This window comes from Paenibacillus borealis, assembly GCF_000758665.1.
In the GTDB taxonomy this organism is placed as follows: domain Bacteria; phylum Bacillota; class Bacilli; order Paenibacillales; family Paenibacillaceae; genus Paenibacillus_AQ; species Paenibacillus_AQ borealis.
Window position 1 is genome coordinate 4,407,492 of record NZ_CP009285.1, and the last position, 23,529, is coordinate 4,431,020.

General features: G+C 50.8%; 23 protein-coding genes. 2 read left to right on the forward strand and 21 right to left on the reverse strand.

The genetic code is table 11. The features are described from left to right. Nucleotides 1-314 precede the first annotated feature (314 nt). Complete coding sequence (locus tag PBOR_RS18510; protein WP_042214134.1) at nucleotides 315-1,040, reverse strand: dihydrofolate reductase family protein; 726 nt, start codon at nucleotides 1,038-1,040, stop codon at nucleotides 315-317. 65 nt (nucleotides 1,041-1,105) lie between these two features. Further along, complete coding sequence (locus PBOR_RS18515; RefSeq protein WP_042214137.1) at nucleotides 1,106-1,513, reverse strand: cupin domain-containing protein; 408 nt, start codon at nucleotides 1,511-1,513, stop codon at nucleotides 1,106-1,108. Between the two features lie 180 nt (nucleotides 1,514-1,693). On the opposite strand from PBOR_RS18515, the gene PBOR_RS18520 reads away from it, so the two are divergent. After that, nucleotides 1,694-2,239: a TetR/AcrR family transcriptional regulator gene (locus PBOR_RS18520; protein ID WP_042214139.1), complete on the forward strand. Its 546-nt coding sequence runs from the start codon at nucleotides 1,694-1,696 to the stop codon at nucleotides 2,237-2,239. A 274-nt stretch (nucleotides 2,240-2,513) separates the two neighbouring features. Then, nucleotides 2,514-3,095 carry a hypothetical protein gene (locus PBOR_RS35555; protein ID WP_052429545.1) on the forward strand — a complete coding sequence of 194 codons (582 nt, stop codon included), beginning with the start codon at nucleotides 2,514-2,516 and terminating at the stop codon, nucleotides 3,093-3,095. A gap of 249 nt (nucleotides 3,096-3,344) precedes the next feature. On the opposite strand, the gene PBOR_RS18530 is transcribed toward PBOR_RS35555, so the two are convergent. The 19 genes from PBOR_RS18530 to PBOR_RS18620 all read right to left on the reverse strand — a co-directional run bounded on the left by PBOR_RS18530 (nucleotide 3,345) and on the right by PBOR_RS18620 (nucleotide 23,517). Further along, nucleotides 3,345-4,325: a patatin-like phospholipase family protein gene (locus tag PBOR_RS18530; RefSeq protein ID WP_042214141.1), complete on the reverse strand. Its 981-nt coding sequence runs from the start codon at nucleotides 4,323-4,325 to the stop codon at nucleotides 3,345-3,347. A gap of 75 nt (nucleotides 4,326-4,400) precedes the next feature. Then, nucleotides 4,401-4,955: a GNAT family N-acetyltransferase gene (locus PBOR_RS18535; protein WP_042214143.1), complete on the reverse strand. Its 555-nt coding sequence runs from the start codon at nucleotides 4,953-4,955 to the stop codon at nucleotides 4,401-4,403. A gap of 90 nt (nucleotides 4,956-5,045) precedes the next feature. Further along, entirely contained in the window at nucleotides 5,046-5,207 is a 162-nt protein-coding gene (locus PBOR_RS37415; protein ID WP_167549550.1) for a hypothetical protein, read from the reverse strand. 196 nt (nucleotides 5,208-5,403) lie between these two features. Further along, the gene (locus PBOR_RS18545) at nucleotides 5,404-7,362 is read right to left on the reverse strand and encodes an ABC transporter permease (RefSeq protein ID WP_042214147.1); all 1,959 of its coding nucleotides are present in this window, start codon (nucleotides 7,360-7,362) and stop codon (nucleotides 5,404-5,406) included. After that, nucleotides 7,352-8,119, reverse strand: a complete 768-nt coding sequence (locus PBOR_RS18550; RefSeq protein ID WP_042214150.1) for an ABC transporter ATP-binding protein — start codon at nucleotides 8,117-8,119, stop codon at nucleotides 7,352-7,354. The genes PBOR_RS18545 and PBOR_RS18550 overlap by 11 nt, the downstream gene beginning before the upstream one ends. 87 nt (nucleotides 8,120-8,206) lie before the next feature. Then, nucleotides 8,207-9,238 (reverse strand): sensor histidine kinase, encoded by a 1,032-nt coding sequence (locus tag PBOR_RS18555; RefSeq protein ID WP_052429546.1) that lies wholly within the window; start codon nucleotides 9,236-9,238, stop codon nucleotides 8,207-8,209. Beyond that, complete coding sequence (locus PBOR_RS18560; protein WP_042214152.1) at nucleotides 9,235-9,939, reverse strand: response regulator transcription factor; 705 nt, start codon at nucleotides 9,937-9,939, stop codon at nucleotides 9,235-9,237. Before PBOR_RS18560 ends, PBOR_RS18555 begins: the two co-directional genes overlap by 4 nt. 45 nt (nucleotides 9,940-9,984) lie before the next feature. Then, the gene (locus PBOR_RS18565; protein ID WP_042214154.1) at nucleotides 9,985-10,233 is read right to left on the reverse strand and encodes a phosphopantetheine-binding protein; all 249 of its coding nucleotides are present in this window, start codon (nucleotides 10,231-10,233) and stop codon (nucleotides 9,985-9,987) included. Next, nucleotides 10,230-11,600, reverse strand: a complete 1,371-nt coding sequence (locus tag PBOR_RS18570; protein ID WP_042214156.1) for a radical SAM protein — start codon at nucleotides 11,598-11,600, stop codon at nucleotides 10,230-10,232. The genes PBOR_RS18565 and PBOR_RS18570 overlap by 4 nt, the downstream gene beginning before the upstream one ends. Further along, a complete protein-coding gene (locus PBOR_RS35560) occupies nucleotides 11,597-14,527 on the reverse strand; it encodes a non-ribosomal peptide synthetase (protein WP_052429547.1) in 2,931 nt (976 codons plus the stop codon). The genes PBOR_RS18570 and PBOR_RS35560 overlap by 4 nt, the downstream gene beginning before the upstream one ends. A 5-nt stretch (nucleotides 14,528-14,532) precedes the next feature. Then, nucleotides 14,533-14,802 (reverse strand): acyl carrier protein, encoded by a 270-nt coding sequence (locus PBOR_RS18580; protein WP_042214158.1) that lies wholly within the window; start codon nucleotides 14,800-14,802, stop codon nucleotides 14,533-14,535. 24 nt (nucleotides 14,803-14,826) lie between these two features. Beyond that, on the reverse strand, nucleotides 14,827-16,434 hold the full coding sequence (locus PBOR_RS18585; protein WP_042214160.1) for an amino acid adenylation domain-containing protein: 1,608 nt from the start codon (nucleotides 16,432-16,434) through the stop codon (nucleotides 14,827-14,829). After that, nucleotides 16,427-17,581, reverse strand: coding sequence for an acyl-CoA dehydrogenase family protein (locus PBOR_RS18590; RefSeq protein ID WP_052429548.1), 1,155 nt, complete (start codon nucleotides 17,579-17,581; stop codon nucleotides 16,427-16,429). Before PBOR_RS18590 ends, PBOR_RS18585 begins: the two co-directional genes overlap by 8 nt. Nucleotides 17,582-17,608: 27 nt before the next feature. Further along, nucleotides 17,609-19,237, reverse strand: a complete 1,629-nt coding sequence (locus tag PBOR_RS18595) for a class I adenylate-forming enzyme family protein (RefSeq protein ID WP_042214162.1) — start codon at nucleotides 19,235-19,237, stop codon at nucleotides 17,609-17,611. Nucleotides 19,238-19,259: 22 nt separating this feature from the next. Next, nucleotides 19,260-20,294, reverse strand: coding sequence for a hypothetical protein (locus PBOR_RS18600; RefSeq protein ID WP_042214165.1), 1,035 nt, complete (start codon nucleotides 20,292-20,294; stop codon nucleotides 19,260-19,262). 16 nt (nucleotides 20,295-20,310) lie between these two features. After that, on the reverse strand, nucleotides 20,311-21,384 hold the full coding sequence (locus tag PBOR_RS18605; RefSeq protein ID WP_042214168.1) for a 3-oxoacyl-ACP synthase III family protein: 1,074 nt from the start codon (nucleotides 21,382-21,384) through the stop codon (nucleotides 20,311-20,313). Nucleotides 21,385-21,410: 26 nt separating this feature from the next. Continuing rightward, on the reverse strand, nucleotides 21,411-21,680 hold the full coding sequence (locus tag PBOR_RS18610; RefSeq protein ID WP_042214170.1) for an acyl carrier protein: 270 nt from the start codon (nucleotides 21,678-21,680) through the stop codon (nucleotides 21,411-21,413). A gap of 4 nt (nucleotides 21,681-21,684) precedes the next feature. Continuing rightward, nucleotides 21,685-22,707 carry an electron transfer flavoprotein subunit alpha/FixB family protein gene (locus tag PBOR_RS18615; protein ID WP_042214172.1) on the reverse strand — a complete coding sequence of 341 codons (1,023 nt, stop codon included), beginning with the start codon at nucleotides 22,705-22,707 and terminating at the stop codon, nucleotides 21,685-21,687. 60 nt (nucleotides 22,708-22,767) lie between these two features. Next, entirely contained in the window at nucleotides 22,768-23,517 is a 750-nt protein-coding gene (locus PBOR_RS18620; protein WP_042214174.1) for an electron transfer flavoprotein subunit beta/FixA family protein, read from the reverse strand. Between the last annotated feature and the right edge of the window lie 12 nt (nucleotides 23,518-23,529).

The window sequence follows — 23,529 nt, forward strand, 5'->3', positions numbered from 1 at the left end:
CTTTTTTGTGTCTGAGCCGGCTTATTTACTTGTTATACTTTTAATGTTTATTACTGCGCTAATCCTCTTTATCTTTTTAAAGATCTTTATTCTTTTCGGCGCTCACTTTTCATTTAGTAAATACGGCCATTTACGATGCTGATTTATTTAACTCTTGTCAATTTCTGCATAACCCATGAGCAGCAGCAAATTTATGATTCACATCCAAATGTATTTTATTGTGTCTCTTCAGGATTCATGTTATTTCTTTCACAGAACTATCCTGTTAACTTCAAAGATCAAATTGAATCCATCAGTCCTTAGCCTGCTGTGACTTAATCCTTATTTGCAACATAATTTATCAATAATCCGCCGTCATTCAGTTTCTCGACGTGCTTTAACAAGAAATTGACTGGCATAACCTCACCAAGATTAGGCTTTGTTTCAAAGAGTGTCAAAGATTCAGACTTACCCTCAGTGATGGGAACTATTACTAAGCTTAATTCATCAATCAGCTGTTCACGCAAAAAGGCCCCGTTTAAAACGCCTCCTCCCTCCAGCATGAGTTTGTCTATTGAGAATAAATGTTTTAGCTTTTGAACAACTACCGTAAAATCTAACTGTTCCCGTCCACCGAAAATATAAGATATACCTATTTTTCGCAGATGAGCAAGGTATGCATCAGATACTTGCTCTGTAAGCACTTCAATAATATGATCATCTAACCTATTCTCGTTCCATGCTGAAATGAAGTTTTGTGTCCAGCCTAATTTACCAGAAGGGTCTATAGCTATCGCATACGTTGTATAAGCTGTGGGTGCCACATAGTCGGTTCTAGGGATAGGCGAATGAGTTCCATGCGCCAACTCTAATGTATATCCCAGCGTAAAGTGTTCCTCCATGGTAATTCTGCCGCACATCCATGCTGTGCTTCCGTACCGTTCATGAATTTTTTCATACTCTTCAATAAAATATGGGGAGCGTTCCTCTTCCAGGAAATTACCGGTAATCCTTCCATCTAAAGATGTGAGCATATGGAAAATGATATAGGGTCTTTCCAAAAAAGGCCCCTCCTTTCTAAATGAACAACAGGGAGCTTCTTATCATTACCTATTAAAATTACCCGTTAAATTTTGTTATATTCCTCATCGGATACGGCTTCCAGCCATTCAGGTGTACCCGCAGTGATTGCAATGTGTTCAAACCAGCTGTCTTTGGTTGCGCCATGCCAGTGTTTGACGCCATCATGGGTAACGATAACATCCCCAGCCTGCAAGAATTGAGCAGGTTTACCCTCCTCCTGATACCAGCCCTCTCCACCGGTCACTAATAAAAGCTGGAACCCGTTACGATGAATATGCCAGTTATTTCTGCATCCCGGTTCAAAAGTTACATTACCAACCCCAACATTCAACTTTGGGTCAGCAATCAAAGATTTAAGATAGCTTTGTCCTACAAAATATTGGGCATACGCTTCATTCTTATCGCCAACCGGGAAAATAACACCATTTTTTACTTCTTCGAATTTTGCCACTTTAATTCCTCCAATTCATTTTGTTCTTACTAAATCCGCATGTTGATGCGTTATCGCACATCTGTATATAATATAAGATGAATAAATGAAATCCTCAATAATCAAAACACGCTAACTTGTATGTTATTGCACAAGTACATTGAAATTGTACGGAAACTTAAAGAAAGCTTGGTGACTAAAATGTCCAGGATTGATAGAAGGGTACAAAAATCTCAAGAAGCAATCAAAAATGCCCTTATAGAGCTAATGGCTGAAAAAAAATTCGATCAAATTACAATACAAGACATTTCTGATAAAGCAAATGTCGGTCGGAGAACCATTTATGACCATTACACAGATAAATTTGATTTACTGGATAAGCTCATCGAAGAGCATCTAAACGAACTGAGAAACCTGTGCAAATCAGCAGCAGATTTAAGTTTTGTGGAAGGGAATCTGATATGGTTTGAATACTTTGAGCGCCATTATTCCTTCTTTTCGACCATATTATCCAGTAATGGGGCTCCAGCTTTTCGTAGTCAGTTCCTGAAATTTGTAATCGAGGAGCTGGATGGGGAAGTAGAATTAACTGAAGGAATAAATCAAGGATTAAGTAAGGAATTAATTCTAAAATTTTTTGGAGCTGCCATCGTAGAGACAGTAATAGCCTGGATTACTGATGGATTATCAGAACCTTCGAAAGTTATAGCAGAGCAAGCGGGGATTTTGTTAGATAGAAATTTTTAGAAGACTCTATGTTCTCTTCCTTTGCTGTCGCTGTTCTCATTATCTTATATTATCTCCTTTTCACCTGCCCATTGCAGAAGACGTTATCCATCTGATTTTACAGAAAAATATTGTCAAATCCTTAACACTCATGTCATTATAAGTAGGTTCGTATTATATATAACATTAAAGGGAGTGTGAATTTGAGTCGTTTTAATCTAGTCCTCATTTTTGTTTTATCTATCATGATAGCTTTTCTGCTGGGGATTTATGTGGCCCGAGCGTTGAAACACGCTTGAACGGGCAGACTTTAGCAAGCAGTCCCATTACCGGGGAATTACCGCCGAGCACTGCAGAGGATACCCCTGCTACTGCTGAAGCCGTCGCTCCTGATCCTGAACCTTCCCCCGAATCAGCCGTCCTGGATGATATGCCTTCGGACAATGATACGGGTCTCATCGATAATGACTCTGCCGGCTATGACTTTGAAGATCTGCCGGATGAAGGCACTCCATCGGGCGAAGGCGTTGGAGAACCAATAGAATTCAAGTACAGCATGAATTCTGCTGATGCTATTAAGCTTACCTGGGAAGCCTACAACCTAACCGGAAAGACGATCAATTATTACACAGCACATATCAGTACGTATAATCCGGTGGGCGATCCTTCTTATGATCAGCTGAGCGGCAAAAGCAACTTTCTCGTTAAATACGTGGGGCCGGTTGGGCCTGATGAGACTTTATTTATTTACAGTGACTTTACATACCAGAACACCCTGGATCGGATTATCATTGACCAGCTTACTCTTCAATATGATGACGGTACTACAGAAACCTTCGACTATGGTTACGAAACTACAGGAGATAGCGGTTACTAATCCAAATGCGTAATCAAAAACCCGATTGCCCTACAAGAGGAAATCGGGTTTGTATCTATTCCAATCCTATTACTCCGCCGCGGGATTCATTTATCTCCGCACTAACTTTTTTCTCATCATTTGGTATTGTATCTATATTCTTGAACCGATTTAATAAAACCTTCATACGCCCGGTGGTGCTGTTGGCAAATTTGTGAACCTCAATCAAAAAAAGCTACCGCTTCTGAGTTCAGAGGCAGTAGCTTTTATTCAATGGTAAATCCCGGACTCCTGTTGGAATTCATCCGAGAAAGGCTGAGCTGGTATCGCTGCATGATTCTCTCTGAATTTATGCTTGTACGCTTCGAAATCCCACGTCTCGAGGAATTTATCTGCCGCAGTATGGCCGGATGTAAGTAAGAAATGCTTATCCTCTTCCGTCAATTCGAACTTGGTCGTCGTTACTTTTCCAGTGGGAATAAATACCGTCCGCACTTCCGCATGCTTGTCTACATGTCTTTGATCGTGAGCCTGCAGCATCGTTTTGAACATCCCTTTGAGTAATGAAAGCGGTCCATTAATGTCTATGGATTGGGCATACGTACGCTTTTCTGATAGTCTGAAACCAAATGTTGGCCACCGCGGAACTCCATCTACGTCGAATAGCCAGATCGGATAGTTACTAAGCATTCCTCCGTCCAGCATATAGTACGGCTTCTTCTGTAGCGGCGTATGCCAAATATAAGGTTGAAAGAAGAAAGGCAGCGTTGTGCTCATCCGTACTGCCGCAGCGATGGGGAAATCAGACGCCTTCAGACCATATTGAGGCAAATCATTAGGGAAAACTACAATTCGTCCGTTGCTGATATTTGAGGCGATAATCGAAAGCTTTCCCTCGGGAATATCTCCAAACGTTACAACCTTCTTGCGCTTCAGCCACTCGGTCATTACCTGCTCTAAAATGTGATTGCTGTAAATGCCTGACTTCATCACTAACGGAAGCGTTTTGTTCAAGATGGGCAGGCTGTTCATTCTTGTACGTCCAAGCAGCTTCATATAATCCAGCGAGTTCATTAGCTCTCTGATTTCAGCACTGTTGAAGCCGCAGGCTAATAACGTTGCAACGATCGCACCAGCAGAAGTCCCTGCAAGTTTGTTCCAGGTGTATCCTCTTGCCTCCATCACCTCAATGGCTCCTACAAAAGCAATTCCCTTTACGCCGCCGCCTTCAAAGACTGCATCTGCCTCCACCTGCGTATCCTCCTGTTACAAATAGAATATTTATCTGTAAGTATGTGTTGGATACTCTGATTTATTCGCTTTCGCTCATCTCTGCGCCTCTGGATTAACAATCCCGTAATAAACAATATCCTCATAAGAATCGATCTTGTAAATATGATCCTTCAGTGTACCTTCATAGCTCATCCCGCATTTTTGCATGATTTTGCCGGATGCCGGATTGGATGCGAAATGGCGTGCGTATACCCGGTGATAATTCTTTTCTGTGAACACAAATTCAATAACTGCCCGGGCCGCTTCGGTTCCGTAACCTTGCCCCCAGTGTGCCTCTCCGATCCAGTATGCGAGCTCGCCATTATGATAAGACTGATGGTTAGAAATGCCTACTGCTCCATACAACTGGCCGCTGGTCTTGTCTGTAATCGCAAATTCATACATCCGGTCCAGGTCAAAGTTCTGCTCATGAGTTGCCATCCAGGACACAGCGCATTCTAGTGGATACGGATACGGCAAGGTCAAGGTACTCCGGTATATATTGTAATTATTACAATAATCTCTAACTTCGTACGCATCCTCCGGTTGAAATAAACGCAGAAGCAATCTGTCCGTTTCAACGGTGCGGTCTATACGGTTATAGTTCATGGCCATTTCTCCTTAGATTGATACAAACAAAAAAGCGGATGCACCAGGACCGTGAAACCAGCCCTAGACTGCCGCTTTTGGTGAAACAAATCAAAAGATCCACATGATCACTAAAATGAAAAAGGCAATGACAGCTACTGCGATAACCAGATCGGATATCTGTCTCCATAGACCCGGAGGTCCTTCGGTGTGATACTTCTGCGCATTCACGTCATGGTTGGCTTTATGACCGCCAGGATCATTTGAATTCATGGGGGGCCCCCCATTAAAGAATTCTGCCATGAGATCACCTCCTTTTCCATGATTATACACCATTTAATCTCATTTATGGCAAATGAATAGCCTGCAATAATTGAAATAAACACCTCCTAAAATGAAAAAACAGGCCAAGAATCAGAGATGATTCCTAACCTGCTTTATTGCCAGCCATACTTAAAATAAAGAATACTTATGCCGCACGGGTCAACTTTCGGACAACCTCCTGGCTGTACTTGCGCTTGGTAATGAAGTAAAAGCTGAGCTGGAATACGAAATAGATGGCGACCACAATCGTTGTGTTCTTCATGAATTCCCCAATGATGTCTGACCCGCTCATGACGTGGGTGATCAGATAGATGAAGCAGTAGCCGAAGATGCTGCCCAGCAGCAGCGGAACAAAGAAGGTGATGAGCAGCTCTGCCGATACTACCGACCTTATCTCCTTATCACTGATTCCAATCTTATACAGCTTGCGGAAAAAGACGGTGGCGTTCCCGATTTCGGTATATTGCTTGAAATACAGCACCATTCCCCCTGCTACAAAAAACAGCACGCCGATTAGCGAGGTGACGAACACGAAGAGTGAATAGTTCTTCTTCAGCTCCTTGTAGGCATCCACTTTGGAGGCTACCGCAAACATTTGCCCGCTTCCATCCTTATCCGTAGCATTCAGCGTATCCTTGAGCTTTTGGACAACCCCTTCTGTCCCTTTCCAGGCTGTAAAATCAATTCCGTAGTGGGTACCCATTGCATTCGGGCTTACCTTGGACTCCATATTCTTGTAATCCTCATTGCTTACTACAATCCCTGAGCTAGTTGGATAAGAGCTCGCTGTGGCAAACCAATCCCCGTGATAGGATGATTTCACCTTGTAATTGAAGGTTTGTGTGCCATCCGTGAATTGAATCGCCTCCCCTTCGCCAATGCCATGGGTGCCCGGCTCCCAGGCCGTAACAATATTAAGTACTTCCCCGGCACCGACCGTTACCTTCTCCCCGGTCAGAGAGTTGTACATGTCCTGTGACACAATCGGCTTCGTCTTCAGGATATCGTATTTATCTCCTTCCAGATTCATTTTGAGATTCAGGAAGCTGGTCTCCTGGATCGACTTCAGCGGCTCGGAGGACTGCTTCAGCACCTGCTCCAATTGTCCGCTCTCCAGCACATGCACGCCGGCTACCGAGATATACTCGATATCATACTTATTTCGTTCCGCGATGCTCTCCGACAGCTGCAGCAGCGAGAATGGCGAAGCAACAAGAAAGATTGTCATCCCGCTGAGAATGCTCAGAATGAACATAATCCGCTTGTTCTGATTGAATTTGTGATTGATTTCGGTGATGGACAGGATATGCCGGTAATAGAATTTCTTATTCTTCAGGAAGCTGATCAATGTGTTCCCAAGATGGGAGATGACCATGTAGATCCCGATGAAGCTAAGCAGGATATAGGTAATAATCATAAAGGGATTCGTATTCAGACTTTCGTGATTTGAGATTACCACCAGGAAGATGATCGAGGCCACAACCAGCCCCACTCCCACCAGCCCAAGCCGGGTGTCACTTGTCTTCGCCTGGTTATCCTGCTTTCGGGAATCCTTCATCAGGTCTGCGATGTCCAGCTTACCGACCTTTACACTTGAAATCATCTGTGAGGCGGCAAAAATCACGGTAAATACAACCGCAGTGACGATGAAGCTTGCCGCGCTGAGTGAGTAGGACACGCCTTGCAGATCCAGCAGATCGATCGCCACATTCTGGAACAGCCGTGAAAAGATCGCGCCAGTGATAATTCCCGCAATGAGCGAGGAGACACTGATAATCAGATTCTCCAGCAGGATAATCTTCTGCAGATCGTTCTTATGCATCCCGAGCGACATAAAGATGGCAAATTCCTTGCTTCTCGACTTGATGAACGAGGAATGCGCATAGTTGATGAAGAACACCGAGAACAGGGTCAGTGCAGCCAGACTCAGCATCAGCACAATCTGGATCACATCCTCTGTCGCCCCTTCCCGGATGCTGTTATTGAACAGCAAGGCCGCATAGAGGAAAAAGATCGTAATCGCAAAGGCGCTGCAAATGAAATAGGAGAAGAAATTCCGCACATTGCGTTTGAAGTTCTTAATCGTGACATCTCTAAAGGTCATTTCGTTCCCCTCCGATGATCGCCAGGCAGTCGAGGATTTGATCAAAAAACTCCTTGCGGACCCCGCTGCTGACAATCTCCATGCTGATTGCGCCATCCTTGATGAAGATGATCTTTTTGCAGAAGCTCGCGGCGAAGGCGTCATGGGTCACCATCAGGATGGTGCTCTCCCGTTCCTGGTTCATCTTCTCGATGCATTTCATTACCGCAGTGGAGGACTTGGAATCCAGGTTGCCTGTCGGCTCATCGGCGAAAATAATATCCGGATCATTCACGAGCGCCCGGCTGACCGCCACCCGCTGCTGCTGACCGCCAGAAATGTTGTAGGGATACTTGCCGGCAATTTCTTCAATGCCCAGCAGCTTCATAATCTCTTCACTTTTGGCTTCCATTTGCGCTTTGTCCCGCTTATCAAGGATCATGGGCAGCATGACGTTCTCCTTCAGTGTCAGACTGTCCATCAGATTGAATTCCTGGAAGACAAAGCCGAGATGCTGTCTGCGGAAGAGCGCCATTTCATTCTTATCCAGGGAGGTGATGTTCTTGCCCCCGATATAAACCTCGCCGTAGCTCGGCTTACCAATGCCGCTCAGGATATTCAGCAATGTGGTTTTGCCGCTGCCCGAAGGACCCATGATGCCGATAAACTCCCCCTTCTCTACGTTAAAGCTGACCGAATCCAGCGCCACTGTGGAATTCTCACCGTTCTGCACACCATAAACCTTCTTAACCTCTTTGACTTCCAGTACTACGCTCACAGTTTCATCTCCCGTTTGTCGTGTATTTATCCTCAATTACAGCTTATAGCTTCATTGTAGTAGACACTGGAATCCATATCCATCCATTTACCTTACGTTTTCTTTCATTTTTGAAAGGTAAGAAATCTGCACCTCAGTGCCTTGGTTGACTTCCGAGGTGATCGTGAGGCGGTGGCCCAGCTTCCTGGCTATTTCCGAGCAGACGTAGAGGCCGATGCCTGTCGCCTGATGGTGGGTACGGCCGTTTTTTCCGGTGAAAAAGGGCTGGAAGACCCGCTGAAGATCGACGGGCTCAATGCCGATGCCCTCATCCTTGATGGACAACACCACCTGGTCGCCCCGCTGCCCAATGCGGAAGTGGATGGGCTTCGCCTCTTCGCCAGGGTTGGAGTATTTGATCGCATTGGAGATGATCTGATCGAGCATCGCCGTGTTCCATTTGCTGTCCGTCATGACCGTGATACGCTCGTCCTCACATTCGATAACCGGGTAGACATGATTGTAGATATATTGATTCCGCTTACTGTTAATCAGGCTTCTGAGTGATTCCAGCAGGTTGATAGGCTCCGGATTATAATCCCGGGTGAAATGCTCCAGGCGGAAAAACTTAAGCATCTGGTTCAGCATACTGAGGAGCTTATCCTTCTCTTCCTCCACATGCTGCAGGGCCAGGGCATAGCCCGTGGGATTCAGCTTGTAGTTCTGCAGAATGAGGTCGATGACTGACAAGGGAGTTTTGAGATTATGTATCCACTGGGAGATGAATTTATGGGTGTTGTCGGCCTGGGCTTTGACCTCATAGATCTGGTCCTGATAGCTATGGTGTATCCGGTGAATGAGCTGAATGGCAGCTTGCTGCTCGCACGAAAAGCTCTTCTCTTCAATCTCGATATTCTCGGATAACCGCTGAATTTCCCGGTTGGTGGAGATATATTTGATCAAGCGGAAGCACATAAATATGATAAAAACGTAAAAATAAATGCTGAGCAGGTACATGAGCTGGATATTGCTGCTGATAAAGAAATTGCAGTATACACTCACCAGGATATGACTTAGAAAATAGACAAGGGTAAACGCCAGATGATCGCGCATGAAATCCCGAAACAGCTTAATGCTCACTGGCGGGTCCCTCCGATCATAGCCGAATCAAAAATATAACCCACGCCCCGTTTGACTTTGATCACATCCTGAAAGCCGAGACTGGCCAGCTTGCTTTTGACCCGGGTGACATTGACTGTCAGCGTATTATCCACGACGAAATGCACATCATCCCACAGCTCTCCCAGCAGTTCTTCCCTGGTGACAATGGTATCCATATTCTCCATCAGCTTCTTCAGCAGCTTATATTCATTCTTGCTGAGCTCTTCTACGGCTCCCTTGCAGGAAATGCTAAAATTGCGGTCATCCAGATGAATCGGCAGCGGTTCTTTCTCCGGCTCCGGCTTGCCTGCATATTCCCCGTAATTCCGGCGCATGATCGCCATAATCTTCGCCAGCAGCACTTGAATATTCAGCGGCTTCACGATATAATCGTCCGCCCCCAGCTCCATGCTAAGCACCTGGCTGGATTCCTCATCCCTTGCAGAGATCACAATAATCGGCACCGTTGTCTTCCTTCTGAATACCCGGCAATAGTAGAACCCGTCATAATAAGGCAAATTCAGGTCAAGCAGCACAAGCTGCGGCGCTTCCTGCTCGAAGATCTTCTCCACCTGCTGAAAATCTGCAACCTCCACCACTTCATAGCTGTATTTGCGCAGGATATCGGTCATCAGGGTTCTGATTTTGATATCATCCTCGACGATCATGATCTTGAACAATTGGCTCACCTCTTAGCAGCCCGGGCAGTCCTGAGACAATCGCAGTTATGATGCCTCCGCCAGCTTATTATCGATAAACCCGATAATTGTGGCAATGCTCGCGAAGTGGTCATGTATCAGTTCCTCGGGCAGAATAATAATCTTGAATTCCTGCTCCAATCTGGCAACCAGATCCAGGAGACCCAGGGAGGTCAATAATCTGGACTCGAAAATATCGGTGTCCAGGCGCAGCTCCCCGGCCGGAATACGGGTCAGACCCGCTACGATCATTGTAACTTGTTCTGTGATTTTCATATACTATTTTCTCCATTCCTGGTGGATTTGTAGTAGGGATCAAAAACATGGGCAATAGCCCGGATAAAGTACGTACCGGTAAGGGTTACTGTAATTCGCGGAGAGTCCGCACCCAGCAGCAGGCCATCCTTCTCCATGCCCCTAAGCACGATCAGCTCCTCCTGAAAATAAGAGTCAAAATCGATACCGAAGCTGTCCTGGAGCGCTATCTTGTCAATCGGGTTACCGCCGAGCAGCTGCTTCAAAATGACCTCCTCGCGAAGGGCATCGTCTCCGGTCAAACGATGGGTCCTGCCGGTCTCGACAGGAAGCCTGCTCAGCTCAAGCGCTGCATGGTAACGATCCATCGCCGCGACATTCTTATAATAGAGCCCGCCGATCTTGCTGACCGCCGACTTGCCCAGACCGAGCAGTTGCTGGCTGCTTCTCTCGGAGGAGCCCATGAAATCGCGGACCACATGCGTTCCGGGATGCTTCTCCCGCCCGTTGTTGCGGATAAAGGTATCACTGCCCATCTCGGTGTAGTCCCGGGATAAATACTGGCGGGCCAGCTCGAACAGGCGGGACACCATATAATTGTTAGGCAGGCTGAGATGCGGGATTTTGCGCTGCAGCGGGTAAATGGCCGGATAATGGGCATAGGGAAAAGCCACGATTTTATCGGGGGCGATCCGTACGATCTCCTGCAATGTGCGCTCGAATTCCCCCAGTCCCTGAAAAAGCAGGCCATAGCATAAATCCACATTGACGGTGAAGCCCATGCTCCGGGCAAGGCCGATAATTTCCCGCGTATCCTCAAGATCGCATTCCCGGTGAATGGCATTCAGCACCCGGGGATCAAAGTCCTGAATGCCAAAGCTGATATAGTTAAACCCTAGTGTCTTCAGCAGCCGCAGCTTGCCTTCGGTAACAATCTGCTTGTCCGGGTAAGCCTCCAGCTTTATTCTGGCGTTATCTTCAAAATCCACATAATGAGTTATAATTCCGTACAGCCGCTCGATCTGCCGTTCATTTAAATAAGCCGGAGTCCCCCCGCCCCAGTGAAGATTGCCGGATTTCAGCTTCCGGGCACGGCCGGAGAGCTTAAGTGACAGCTCCTGCTCCAGCGCATCAATGTAATGATCCTTGTCTTCATCCTTACCGCTCAGTACCCGGTCACAGCAGCAGTAGTAGCAGATGGACTTGCAGAACGGAATATGCACATACACCTGTGCCTCTTCGATTTCGTTAAGCTCCAGAGCTATAGCGGACTCGTCTGCAGGCTGGCGCCAGTGGCTGTCCACCGGATAACTTAAATACATGGGAAGGTTGTATTCGTTGTACTTTTGCGATAAATAATGCAGCTGATTCTGAATGGTCTGATTCACTGCCAAGCCCCCTCCTTGCCCCGGCTTGCCGGGCGGCACATCATCTCCATGAGTTCCTGCTCCTTGTGTGCAATGTCATCCAATAAACGGCCATGAACAATTCTCCATGTATCCGTCAGCGCAATGCCCTTGCTGTACCTGATCAGGTCACTGCGGATGTCCAGCCATGCACCGGCAATTTCTCCGAGCATAGCCGCTGCTGCTTGCCGATCTGTGAATAGACGCTCCAGCCGGTATTTTTCGGCCCGCTTGAAATCAATGATAGTGTTCAGGCCTGCGATCAGCCGGATGGCGTAATTCGCTGTGAGGTTCATATGCTGTGAAGTATAGTGATCTTTGAAGGCAGACAACGCCAGCAGGCTCTGCGTAAGGTCATCTTCCTGTGTGCGGTACAGGCAGTTAAGCTTATTAACATCTGACTGCAATTCATAGGTGTAGGGCTGCTGGGCACGCGGGAATTCCATCAAGGTGTACTTCTGCGCCGCCGGCATAAAATGCTGGCGGTATCCCTGATAACTGTTCAGCAGATCCTCTGCTGCGAGGGTACGTTCCCTGTAGTTCAGCGCATCCTTATGGCTGTGCTCCAGCACAATAAACTGATCCTGCGCTTCGCTGTAGCCATAGACCAGCAGCGTGTGGGCAAGATGCTTCTTCCTATAAGCATCTCTGCGGGCTGGCTCATAGAAGCTGTCCACCCAGAGAATGAACAGGCTCTGCCGGGCCAGTCCGGCAGTAAGCCGCTTCTTCAGCTCAGGCCCGCCCTGCGGGGACTCATACCGGACCGTAAGCCCCAGCTGCTCCAGAATCGCTTCCGGTGTTGCGGATTCAATGCAGTCAGCAGAGAGGTACAGCTCAGACTGTTCAGGGCCTGGGCGGTACACAAACATATCGCTGCACAGAAACGTGTTGATATTCCGGCCAAAGACATTCAGTACAGGAAATAGTGAGTTATATAAGCAGCTTTTGTAATAGAGATCGTTAAACGGCTGCGGCTGTGTGAAGGGCCTCGGCTCCAAGGGTTCCGGGAAGCTTCTCGCCGTAAGACTGGAGGCAGCTGCGACCTCCCCGCAGTGAATATGAACCTGCGGAAGGCAGGCTGCACCTGATGGCACTGCAAGTCCCGATTCCACACAATCCGCTTGTGCTCTAATCGTAGGGCAGCTCAGCAGCGCTTCGTAAGAAAGGTGAATGCCCCAGCGGGCAAGCTCGCTTTGCAGCGTAACCGCCTCAATCGAGCTTCCGCCAATTTCGAAAAAGTCATGGTCCACTCCGATTGGTTCAAGCTCCAGGACTGCCTCCCATGCCTGGCGAATCGACTTCTGCAGCGGAGTGGTGCAGGGAGTGAATACACTGTCTGTAAGCATGTTGTGCAGTGATACCTCAGGCAGCTGCTTTTTGTCGACCTTGCCGTTGGCGTTCAGCGGGAACTGCTCCAGCCGGACGAAGACGGACGGGATCATATAAGCGGGCAGGCGGGCACTCAGGTGCTGCTTAAGATCGCTGCTGGAAATGAATTGCCTTGCGGTTAGATAAGCGCAGAGGTATTTATCGCCTGAACTATGGCTCCTGGCCGTAACGGCAGCATCCCGGATGCCCGGATATTCCAGCAGCCGCTTCTCCACTTCCTTCGTCTCGATGCGGAAGCCGCGGATCTTAACCTGATCGTCGCGGCGGCCGAGGAACTCGATATTCCCGTCTTCCCTCATCCGTCCCAGATCGCCTGTCTTGTACATCCTGTCCGTCTCAGGTTCACGGAAGGGATCGGGCATGAAGGCTTGGGCGGTCTTCACCGGGTCCTTGATATAGCCCTGCGCTACTCCGATGCCCCCGATATAGAGCTCTCCCGTCTCCCCCGCCGCAACCGGCTGCAGGTCATCATCCAGAATGTACCAATAATTCTGTTCTATCGGTTTCCCGTAGGGAATGCTTGTCCAGTCCTCCCGGACCTCCTTAACCATATAATAGATCGACCAGACCGCAGCTTCCGTAGCACCACCGAGAGCGGTCAGCTTCGCCCGGGGGAAATAACGGGAGTAGGTCCGCGCCAGCTCCAGGGGAATCCAGTCCCCGCTCAGGAAGATATGCCGCAATTCTGATTGAGCGAAATCAGGCAGATATTCAGTCAAGTGCCGTACCAGATAATGCAGCGTCGTCGGAACGGAATTCCAGAAGGTGATCCTCTGCTCCAGCAGCAGCCGTGTTAAGCTGACCGGATCAGTAATCTGTGACTCCGGACACAGGACAATTGTGCCTCCGGCAGCCAGCAGGCCAAAAATATCGTACACAGACAGATCAAAGCACACCGAGGTTACGAACAAGCCTCTGTCACGGCTGCCCATATCCAGCTCGCGGTTCACCCAGGAGATTAAATTTACAGCGGAACGATGCTCGATCATTACGCCTTTGGGCATGCCGGTAGAGCCGGAGGTGTACATAATATAGGCCAGATCGCTGCCGTCAATAGAGATATTCGGGTTGTCTGCCGGATAGTCTGCTGAATTGGGAGCAGCGGTAGCCGCCGCTTCGGCAGACCCCAGGCGGATCTGAACCGGCACAGCGAGAGGTTCTTCGTCTTCACAGACAGCGGCAGAGGCCCCGGAATGCTGCAGAATATAGTTTTTGCGGCCGGCCGGATAGCCGGGATCCACCGGCACATAGGCCGCGCCGCTTTTTAACACGGCAAGCAGGGCAATGATCAGATTCATATTCCGCTTCACCATTACACCAACATGGTCATTCGGCTGAATGCCCCGGGCGATCAGCTCATGAGCCAGACCATTGGCACGGCGGTTCAGCTCGTGGTAGCTCATGGACTCTCCTGCCAAAACGATGGCCGGATGCTCCGGATGCAGCGCTGCCCGGGCTTCGAATCCTTCGTGAAGCGTGGCAGCAGCAGAAAGGGACCGCTTGGAATGGGAGTTGGCCAAAGGTTTCACCTCCCCGGCAGGCTATCCAGCGAATGTTCCCTGTTCAGCTCTGCGGTCAGTTCAGTCAGCTCGCCCAGCGTCTCGCAGCCTAGCAGCTCATCTACATGCTCTTCCAGGTTCACGCCCAGTTCATTCTCAACCAAAGCGATAATCTCTACAATCATCACCGAGGTAATGGCCAGATCATCGGCAACCGACAAGCCGGGATGCAGCTCCTCCTTGTCGAAGTAGCATACACCGGCGATAATCTCATACAGCTTGTCCTGCATCTGCATAGTCTCCTCTCTCCTCTTCTTCCATTAGAGCCGCTTGCGGAACTCAAGCTTCAATTGCTGCCGGTCCACCTTGCCGCTGCCCCCTGTAGGGAAGCTGTCAAAGACATGCACCATATCGGGAATCATATATTGGGGCAGCAGCTTGCCGACAGCCTGCTTCAGCCCAAGGACGGTGAAGCTGCCAGCGTCATGCACAACCACGGCAGCGCAGATCAGCGGTTGGCCTTCAGCGTCCGGGATATCCACCACAGCGGCATCCAGGATATTCTCCATGTCATGCAGCACGCGCTCAATCTCAGGCAGCTCAATCCGAAAGCCGGAACGCTTAATCAAGGCGTCTTTGCGGCCAACCAGGACGAGTGCTCCGTCTTCATTAACCATAGCCAGGTCCCCGGTACAGTAGATCTTGTCTCCAAGACCCCAGTCCGGCGGTATGCTGCGGAAGCTTTGCTGCGTGAGCCGGGGATTGCGGTAATAGCCCTTCATGACAATCGCGCCTCTTACGCAGATTTCCCCCTCTTCACCCGAACCGGCAAGGCGTCCGTCAGAGGTTACCACCACAACTCCGGTATTGCCGCAAGGATACCCGATTGGCACGGGGGCGTCCCGGAGACCGTCTTGCTCACTTAGCGGATAATAGGTGCAGACGTTGGTTTCAATCAGCCCATACAGATTGTAGAAATCTGCCAGCGGCAGCAGCTCCATGATCCGATGCAGCAGCTTCGGCTGCAGGACCTCTCCCGCAAACAGCACGCCCCGCAGCGAAGGCAGCCCCTCAGCGGGCAAGCGGGCGTATTTGACCACGGCAGCCCACAGTGAAGGTACGGAGTAGACCCAGTTAATCGCCTCTTGCCTGATAGCTGCAGTAAAGCGCGACGGATTCTGAATGACTTCGGCCGTCAGGAGGACGAGCGTCGCCCCCACGGCAACCGACACGAAAATATCGAATACCGCAAGGTCAAAATGAAAAGGCGCGATGGCAGCGAAGCGTTCATTCTCTTCCGGTTTGAAGTAACTGCAGCACCAGTCAATGAAGGTTCTGGCATTCAGATGGGTGATCATCACGCCTTTGGGTACTCCGGTGGAACCGGAGGTGTACAGAATATAAGCCAGATCCTCGCTGATCGCCTGTCTTCTGCTCCTGTACAAATAGCGCAGGGGCTGCTCCGGCGCAACCTGAACGATATTACCAACGTCCGCTTCGCCCGATTCAGCACTCCCGTCCACCAACAGCACATGAAGCGGCCTCAGCCGCTCTAACTGCTCCGGATTGGCACCCTTCAGCAGCTTCTGCAGGTTCGCACCATCAATAATCAGGAACCGCGTCCCGCTCTGCTCGAGGATGGTCAGCATTCTATGGACGGGTGAATAGGTTGTATCCAGCGGGATGTACGCACCTGCGGTGAACAGCACGCCGAACATGGCGCATACCGCCTGCGGCGACTTGTCCAGACAGATTGCAGCGGTTTCCCCCGGTTCCATGCCGGTTTCGATCAGTGCATCGGAGATTTGAATGCTGCACCGGTGCAGCTCGCCATAGCTTACCTCCCGGCCTTCAAAGCGCAGCGCAGTCTGGTCCGGGCAGCGTTCAGCGGTGCGGATCAGGTAATGCTGAAGCAGGAAATCACTCATGCGCTTCCCCCAGACCTTCCAGCATGATTTTCTTCTGCATCTCGCTTGTTCCCGAGTACAGCTTGGAGGCAAGCGAATCGCGCATCTGCTTCTCCGGCGGGCTCTCCTTCACATAGCCGTAAGCACCCCAGATCTGCACAGCCGCAAGGCTGTTCTGCACCTTGGATTCAGAGGTATGCAGCTTCAGCATGGAGGCGTTGTGCATCCCGCAGCGGCCCTGATCAAAGTCCTCACACACTTTATACAGCATCAGCCGGCTCGTCTCCATCCGGATTCTCATCTGGACCAGCTTGTCATAGACACCCTCGAAAGAGAGGATGGCCTGCCCGAACTGCTTCCTCTGGCTTGCGTATTGATAGGTCTGTTCATACTGCTGTTCCATGGCTCCGACATGATAGGCACTGACTATAATCCTCTCCCACAGCATCGCCTTGAAAAAAATGCCCATCCCCTGACGTTCCCGTCCCAGCAGCCTATTGGCCGGAATGCGGGTACGGTTCAGGAGAACCTCACTCATCGGGCTGGTCCGCAGGCCCATCTTCTCGAAGACTTGTCCAATCTCGTATTCCTGCTGCCGCCCTTCCAGAATAAAGGCCGAAACATCCAGCATGGGCAGTCCATTCGCATGCTTGCCATACACCAGCAGGATGTCGGACTCCGGGGCGAGTGTGGCAAAGGTTTTGACGCCGTTCAGGATGTAACCTTCAGGCTCCTTCTCTACCGAAGTGGTCATGGCAGAAGAATCAGAGCCGGCCCCAGGTTCCGTGATTACACTGCTGCCGATGAATCTTCCTTCAATGAGCGGTGCCAGATATCTGGCCTGCTGCTCCTCACTGCCGTACAACCATAGCGGCACTTGGGCCGCCGACATTTGGGCGCATACCGAGAAGATCAGGCCTTCGTCATGGCAGTGAAGCGCCAGCGAGCGGATCGCCAGCGCCGTGGTCAGCATTCCCTGCTCCGCTCCTCCATACGCTGCCGGAAAGGGAAGCCCCAGCAAGCCGGTATCGGCTATTCTGGACCATTTATCCCTGCGGAAGGTGCAGCTCTCATCATCCGCATACACCCCGTCATTCAAATACCTCTCACAACATTCCTCCATTAAGCCGCCTATCTGCCGCTGCTCCTCGGTATAGCTGAAATCCACAATAAGCGCCCCTTGACCCTGTGATTTTTATAGCTCTCCGGCCATGCCTCTGACGATGGTGTCATTGAGTAAAAATTGGCTTTCCGCCGGAATTCCTTCAACGGCCCAACTTCGGAGAATATTCTTCTGTACCTTCCCAGATTCGAGCACTGGCAGCTGGGAGACGAGATGTACCCGGTCCGGGACCTTATAGTTCGCGATTTTGCCGCGGCAATAGGCTTTGATCTCGCCTTCGGTAAGCTGTACTCCGGGCCTTGGGATCACAAAAGCGGCCAGCGCCTCGCCCAGAATCTCGTCCGGCTCCCCGACAACCGATACATCCTCGACCTTGTCCATGTTCAGCACACATTCTTCAATATCTACCGGGTAGACATTGAAGCCGCCGCGGATGACCATATCCTTGATGCGGCCGGCAATGCAAATATTGACCCCGTCCTTGTAATAGCAGGCCAAATCCCCGGTGTACAGCCAGCCTTCCTCATCAATCACCTCACGCGTCTTGGCTTCGTTCTTGTAATAACCCTTCATCAGATAGCCCCAGATCGCCAGTTCCCCGATCTCGCCCTTCGGCAGCTCCTTGCGTTCCCCGTCCACAATCTTGACCTCGAAGCCCTCAATCGGCCTGCCGACTGTATTGAGCCGGACCTCCGGCGGATCATCCAGCCGGGTCATTGTGACCAGACCCGTAGCTTCAATAATGCCGTAGGCATTGATTAGCGTGCAGCGGGTCGTTTCCTCAATGGAGCGGGCTAAATACGGGGTACAGAGGGAACCGGAGACCACAACCTTGCGCAGTTCCTTGAACAGCCCGGGCTTGCAGTAAGGCATGGCCAGGATGAGACTCCACATTGTCGGCTGGGTGTGGAAGAGGTTGATGCCGTTTTTGGCGACATGGGTCAGAATATCATTCGGGTTGAAGTTGGAGATCCATTTCATCGTAATACAGGACACGAAGTAGACCAGCACGGCATTAAAGCCCTGCGCCGCATAGAGAGGAGCAATCGAGAAGCCGATATCATCGTGAATATCCAGCAGCTGTCCGCCATAATAAGAGGTTGCCACCAGATTGCGGTGCGTGATCATCACGCCCTTGGGGTGGCCTGTGGTACCAGAGGTATAGCCCAGAATCGCAATATCCTCAGGATCAATAGCTTCAAGCTGCCTGTCCTGAAAAGGGACCGTCAGCGGCTTCAGCAGCCCGGCAAAAGACAGGCTGCCCGCCGCAGGCTCATCGCCAAGCACGATATAATTGCGGATCATAGGCAGTTCGGGCCGAAGCTCAGACAAGAGAATCTCCTCATAATTAAAAATGCCCAGCCGGTCCTGATAAATGATCGTCTCCGCATCGGAATTATCCAGAATCCGCCGGATCTCATCCGGCTCATAACGCGTGCTGACGGGAACAATCCAGGCGCCGATTTTGAACAGGGCGAAGTAGACGTACAGATATTCCAGACTGTTGGGCAGCAGCACGGCCACCTTATCGTTCTTCTTAATCCCAAGGTCCAGCAGATTGCCGGCAATGGTGATGGAATAGTCATACAGCTGCGCGAAGGTGACAGTCTCCTGCTCGAACACCACCGCAGGCTTGTCCGGAAAATCCCTTTGTAATGTGTCCAGCACGCAGTCAATGGTCAAACGTTCATATTGGATCATCGGTGTGCTCTAGTCTCCTTTGTTAGCCCAAATAGGATAGATCAAAGCCCTCGAAATGCTGGGCCGCCTCTTCTTCATTCAGAATGGCGCCAATACAGCCCGGCAGCCTGCGGGGGCGCTGCATGGCCGTCATAATATACTGGATATAATTGAAGTTGTTCGAGAACGAACGGATGCCGATGGCCTGCATGATGATTCCGATGAAAGCGCCGGGGGCCAGGTTGGTGTTCATCATTTTGTCCGCTAAATCCGGAAACAGCTCCGCCTTCAGCTTCTCCACGCATACAAACAGAAATTTCTGCATACGGATGAAGATATAATCCTTCTCCTTCTGATAGATTTCGTCCGCATGGACCAGTTCCCCGTTCAGGTAGAACTCTGCCAGAATCGGAGATTTCAGCTTCATATAACCCTCCTGGTCGAAGGTGATATGATTGAACACATCGTACAGAACGACCGTATATTGAATGTCCTCTTTACCGCTGAACGCCTGAAGCCCGGTCAAATACAGATTGCCTTCTGCAGCATAGATGTCCACGATATCTTCCTCGTAAAATAAAGCGCCGGGGCCTGTGTTCCCCTGCTGCTTATGCATGAAATAGGAGCTGTATATCCCGCTCATAATCTCAAAAATATGAAAACACTTAAACCGGTCAAAGCGGAGCCGGGCAGCGAGTTTTTTATCAAACATCTGGCCCTCCAGCTCCTCCTTCAGCTTCTGCTCCAGATAATCCCTTGAACAGAGCACACCCTTGCCGCCGTTAAAGAGATCGTCCACCGCCGCTTCCAGAATGAATCCGTCCGGACTGACGGTGAGATGAACCATGAAGGACAAGGAGACATCCTGCTTGCGCATGCGGGTGATGTCCCGCTGCCAGCCGATAATGTGCAGATTCCCATCACCATCCGTCTGCAGATTGGTGCCCCGCGCCCGAATCATAGGCACTATCTTGTCCGTGCAGGAATAGTTGCCGTAGGCGACCTTTTTGCGGATGATTTCTTTGTCGAGCGGTTCTCTGACGATCAGCTTGGGAACAGGGAAATTCGTGGCCGTCATGGTCTGCGTCCCTCCCTTACCATATGAGGTACGCCGCCGCATAGGTCAAGCCGCAGGCACTGCCCAGCAGCAGGATCGAGTCCCCCTTATGCAGCAGCCCCTGCTCCTCGGCGATCGCCAGTCCGGCGGGAATATTGGCGCTGCCCATGTTGCCGTTCTCGGGGAAGGTATTGACGGGGAATACTTTGTCCGTCTTGACCTCCAGCTTGTTCAGCAGCGAGTTGGTAATATTGCGGCCCAGCTGATGGGAGAAGATATAATCGATGTTGTCCTTGCGCAGTCCATGCTCGTCCAGGAATTCATAGACAAAGCCGGGCATATCGCGGATGACATTGGCGGCAATCCCGCGCCCGTCCGCCCAGCTCATGAAATCCATTCCCTCGAACCTTGGTGCCGGCATGTGGATTTTGGGCGATACATAGAGCGACAGCTCCCAATCCGCATGATTTCTCTGCTCCCCGTAGTACTGGATGGACTTCTCGCCAGTATCGGCACTCAGCAGCATGGCGGCGGCTCCGGCGCCCGCAAACAGCAGATTCATTTTGTAATCCGCTTCTTCCAGGCTGCCGACCTTGCCTGCATAATTGGAAGCCTCCAGCAGCTCCAGCGGATTCTCACTGGTTACAACGAGGATATTGCGGTACTTGCCTGAAGAAATGTAGAGGCTGGACAGCTCCATCGCTTTCAGGAACCCGTTGCAGGTATCGTTGATGTCATAATAATTACCCCGGGTCATTCCCAGCTCATGCGCCAGGATAATCGCGTAAGACGGCTCGCGGAAGGGATTACACACCCCCACGAACAGCAGCAGATCAATGTCGCTTGCTGTGATGCCCGCTTTGCCGATCGCTTCCTGCGAGACCTTAACAGCCATCTGCACAGAGCTCTCCTCCCGGTAGTCCGCTGAGCAGGACCGGGTCGTGATCTCCAGGAAATCGAGCTTGCGCTTGCTGCCGTATACCAGCTGCTCCAGATCATCCTTCGGCAGATGGCGGAAATATTTCTCCGCGAACAAATCTACGATCTCCCCGTTAGTCATCCGCCCCTTGGGGATGTAATACGATAAAGCGCTTATAGACAGATTCAACATGGTCATGCTCCTCTACATCAAGATGATTAACCGCTGGTCTGCGCTTCCTCGCCCAAACTTCTATATTTGTCAAACAGCTCATAGGCTTCGCCCAGTGTCCGGGTCATTACCCGGTCTTCGGGATTGAACATGACCTGGTACTCTCTTTCCAGCCTTAGCATCACGTTGACCAAAGATAAGGAATCGACCCCCAGCTCCAGCAGCAGATTGACCTCCGGGGTCAGCCGGGAAGCTTCAATTCCCAAATATTCCGAAAAGATGCCCTGGAACTGCGCAAAGCTTATCCGTTCTTCCATATGCTCACCTGCCTACTGTTATGTTTTGTCTAACCTGGTCAATCAGGAGCGGCACGGCCTCGAACAGATCGGCAACAATGCCATGCGCAGCCAGTCCCAAAATAGGCGCTGTCCGGTCCCTGTTGATGGCAATCACGGTATCCATCCTGCGGATGCCTACAGTGTGCTGAACCGCTCCCGAAATACCGATGGCGATATAGATTCTGCCGCTTACATTCCGGCCTGTTAAGCCAATCTGCCGGGAATAATCCAGCCAGCCCTGGTCGATCACGGGTCTTGTTGCACCCAGCTCTGCCCCTAGGCATGCAGCAAGCTCTCTGACCAGATCCAGCCCTTCCTTGCTGCACACGCCCCGCCCTGCGGCAACGATTATATCTGAAGCGGCGGAGCCCGAAACTTCTCTGCTTCGGATCACCTCAAGGATAGAGGTGCGTAGCACGGATGGAAGCTGTAGCTGCGGATGAATAATCCGTCCGGTCCGGCACGGATCGGGTTCGCAAGGGGACATGGCCCCGGGCCGGACTGTCGCCATTTGCGGTCTGGCCTCCGGGCAGCAAATGGTCGCCATTAACGCCCCTTCCCGGGCTGGCCGGATCTGCAGCAGCACCCGGCTAGGCAGATCAATGTCAAGCTCTGTGCAATCCGCAGTTAAGCCGGTGTTAAGCCTTGCAGCTAATCTAGCGGCGATGGATTTGCTATGTATAGTGGAGGAAAGCAGCAGGATTTCCGGTTTAGCCTCCAATACCAGCTGATGCAGCAGCTCCGTATGAACCTCTTCGCTCAGCGGACTGAGGCCGGGCTGATCGAGCACATAGACGGTGTCCGCGCCATGACTGATGCAGGAAGCCGCATAGGCTGATGTACCGCTTCCGATAAGCACGACGGCAATGTCCGTCTGCAGTTTCCGGTTCAGCTCACGGGCTGAGCCCAGCAGCTCATATACAGCCGGGTCCAGCCGTCCGTCCGCGTGATTGCCTATAATCATGAGTCCCTCATATTCTCTGGCCCGCAGGCTCTGAATCGGCATGAAAGCCTCCTTATCAAGGTAGCGTGAAGGATATAAATTCTTATATTTTGACAAAGGATCTTATACCCGTGACACATTCTTATCTGTCAAAAGCTGCGCTATCTCTGCAATTTGCTCCTGCAGGCTCCTGCCGCTGACGGTAAAGGGCTCCTGCCGGTCCGCCGCATTACGTGTTTCCACTACGCGGGTCGGCGAACCGGCAAGCCCACAAGCCTGCTTGTCCAGGTTAAGGTCCTGAGCAGACAGCCTGGTGATTTCACACCGGTTAGCATTCAGAATCCCCTTAACGGTAGCCATCCGCGGCTGATTGATGCCTTTATGCACCGTAATCAGGGCCGGGAGGGTTAGCTGCACAATTTCATAGCCGGTCTCCGTCATCCGCTTGCAGGTGATGTGCTGTTCATCCAGGGCGAGAATTTCCAGCACATGCGTGGTGTGCGCAACGCCCAGCTTCTCCGCCAGGGCGGGACCGACCTGGGCGGTCTCCCCGTCAGTCGAGTGTGTGCCGCATATAATCAGATCCGGCTTGCCCGTTAGCCCGAGTCCCCGGGCGAGCACGGTGGCCGTAGCCAGCGTATCTCCACCCGCGAACAGCCTGTCGGTCAACAGCACGCCTGCATCCGCTCCAAGTGCGATGCAGCTCCGCAAGATTTTGGCTGCGGAATCTGCCCCCATACTTACAGCGGTTACGCTCCCGCCATTGCGCTCCCTGATCCGCAGTGCCTCTTCCAGGGCAAAGACATCCGCCGGGTTCATAGCCTGCCCCATGTGAGCAATCGGCACCTGCTTGACACATACGGCTATTTCCAATCCGCCCACTCC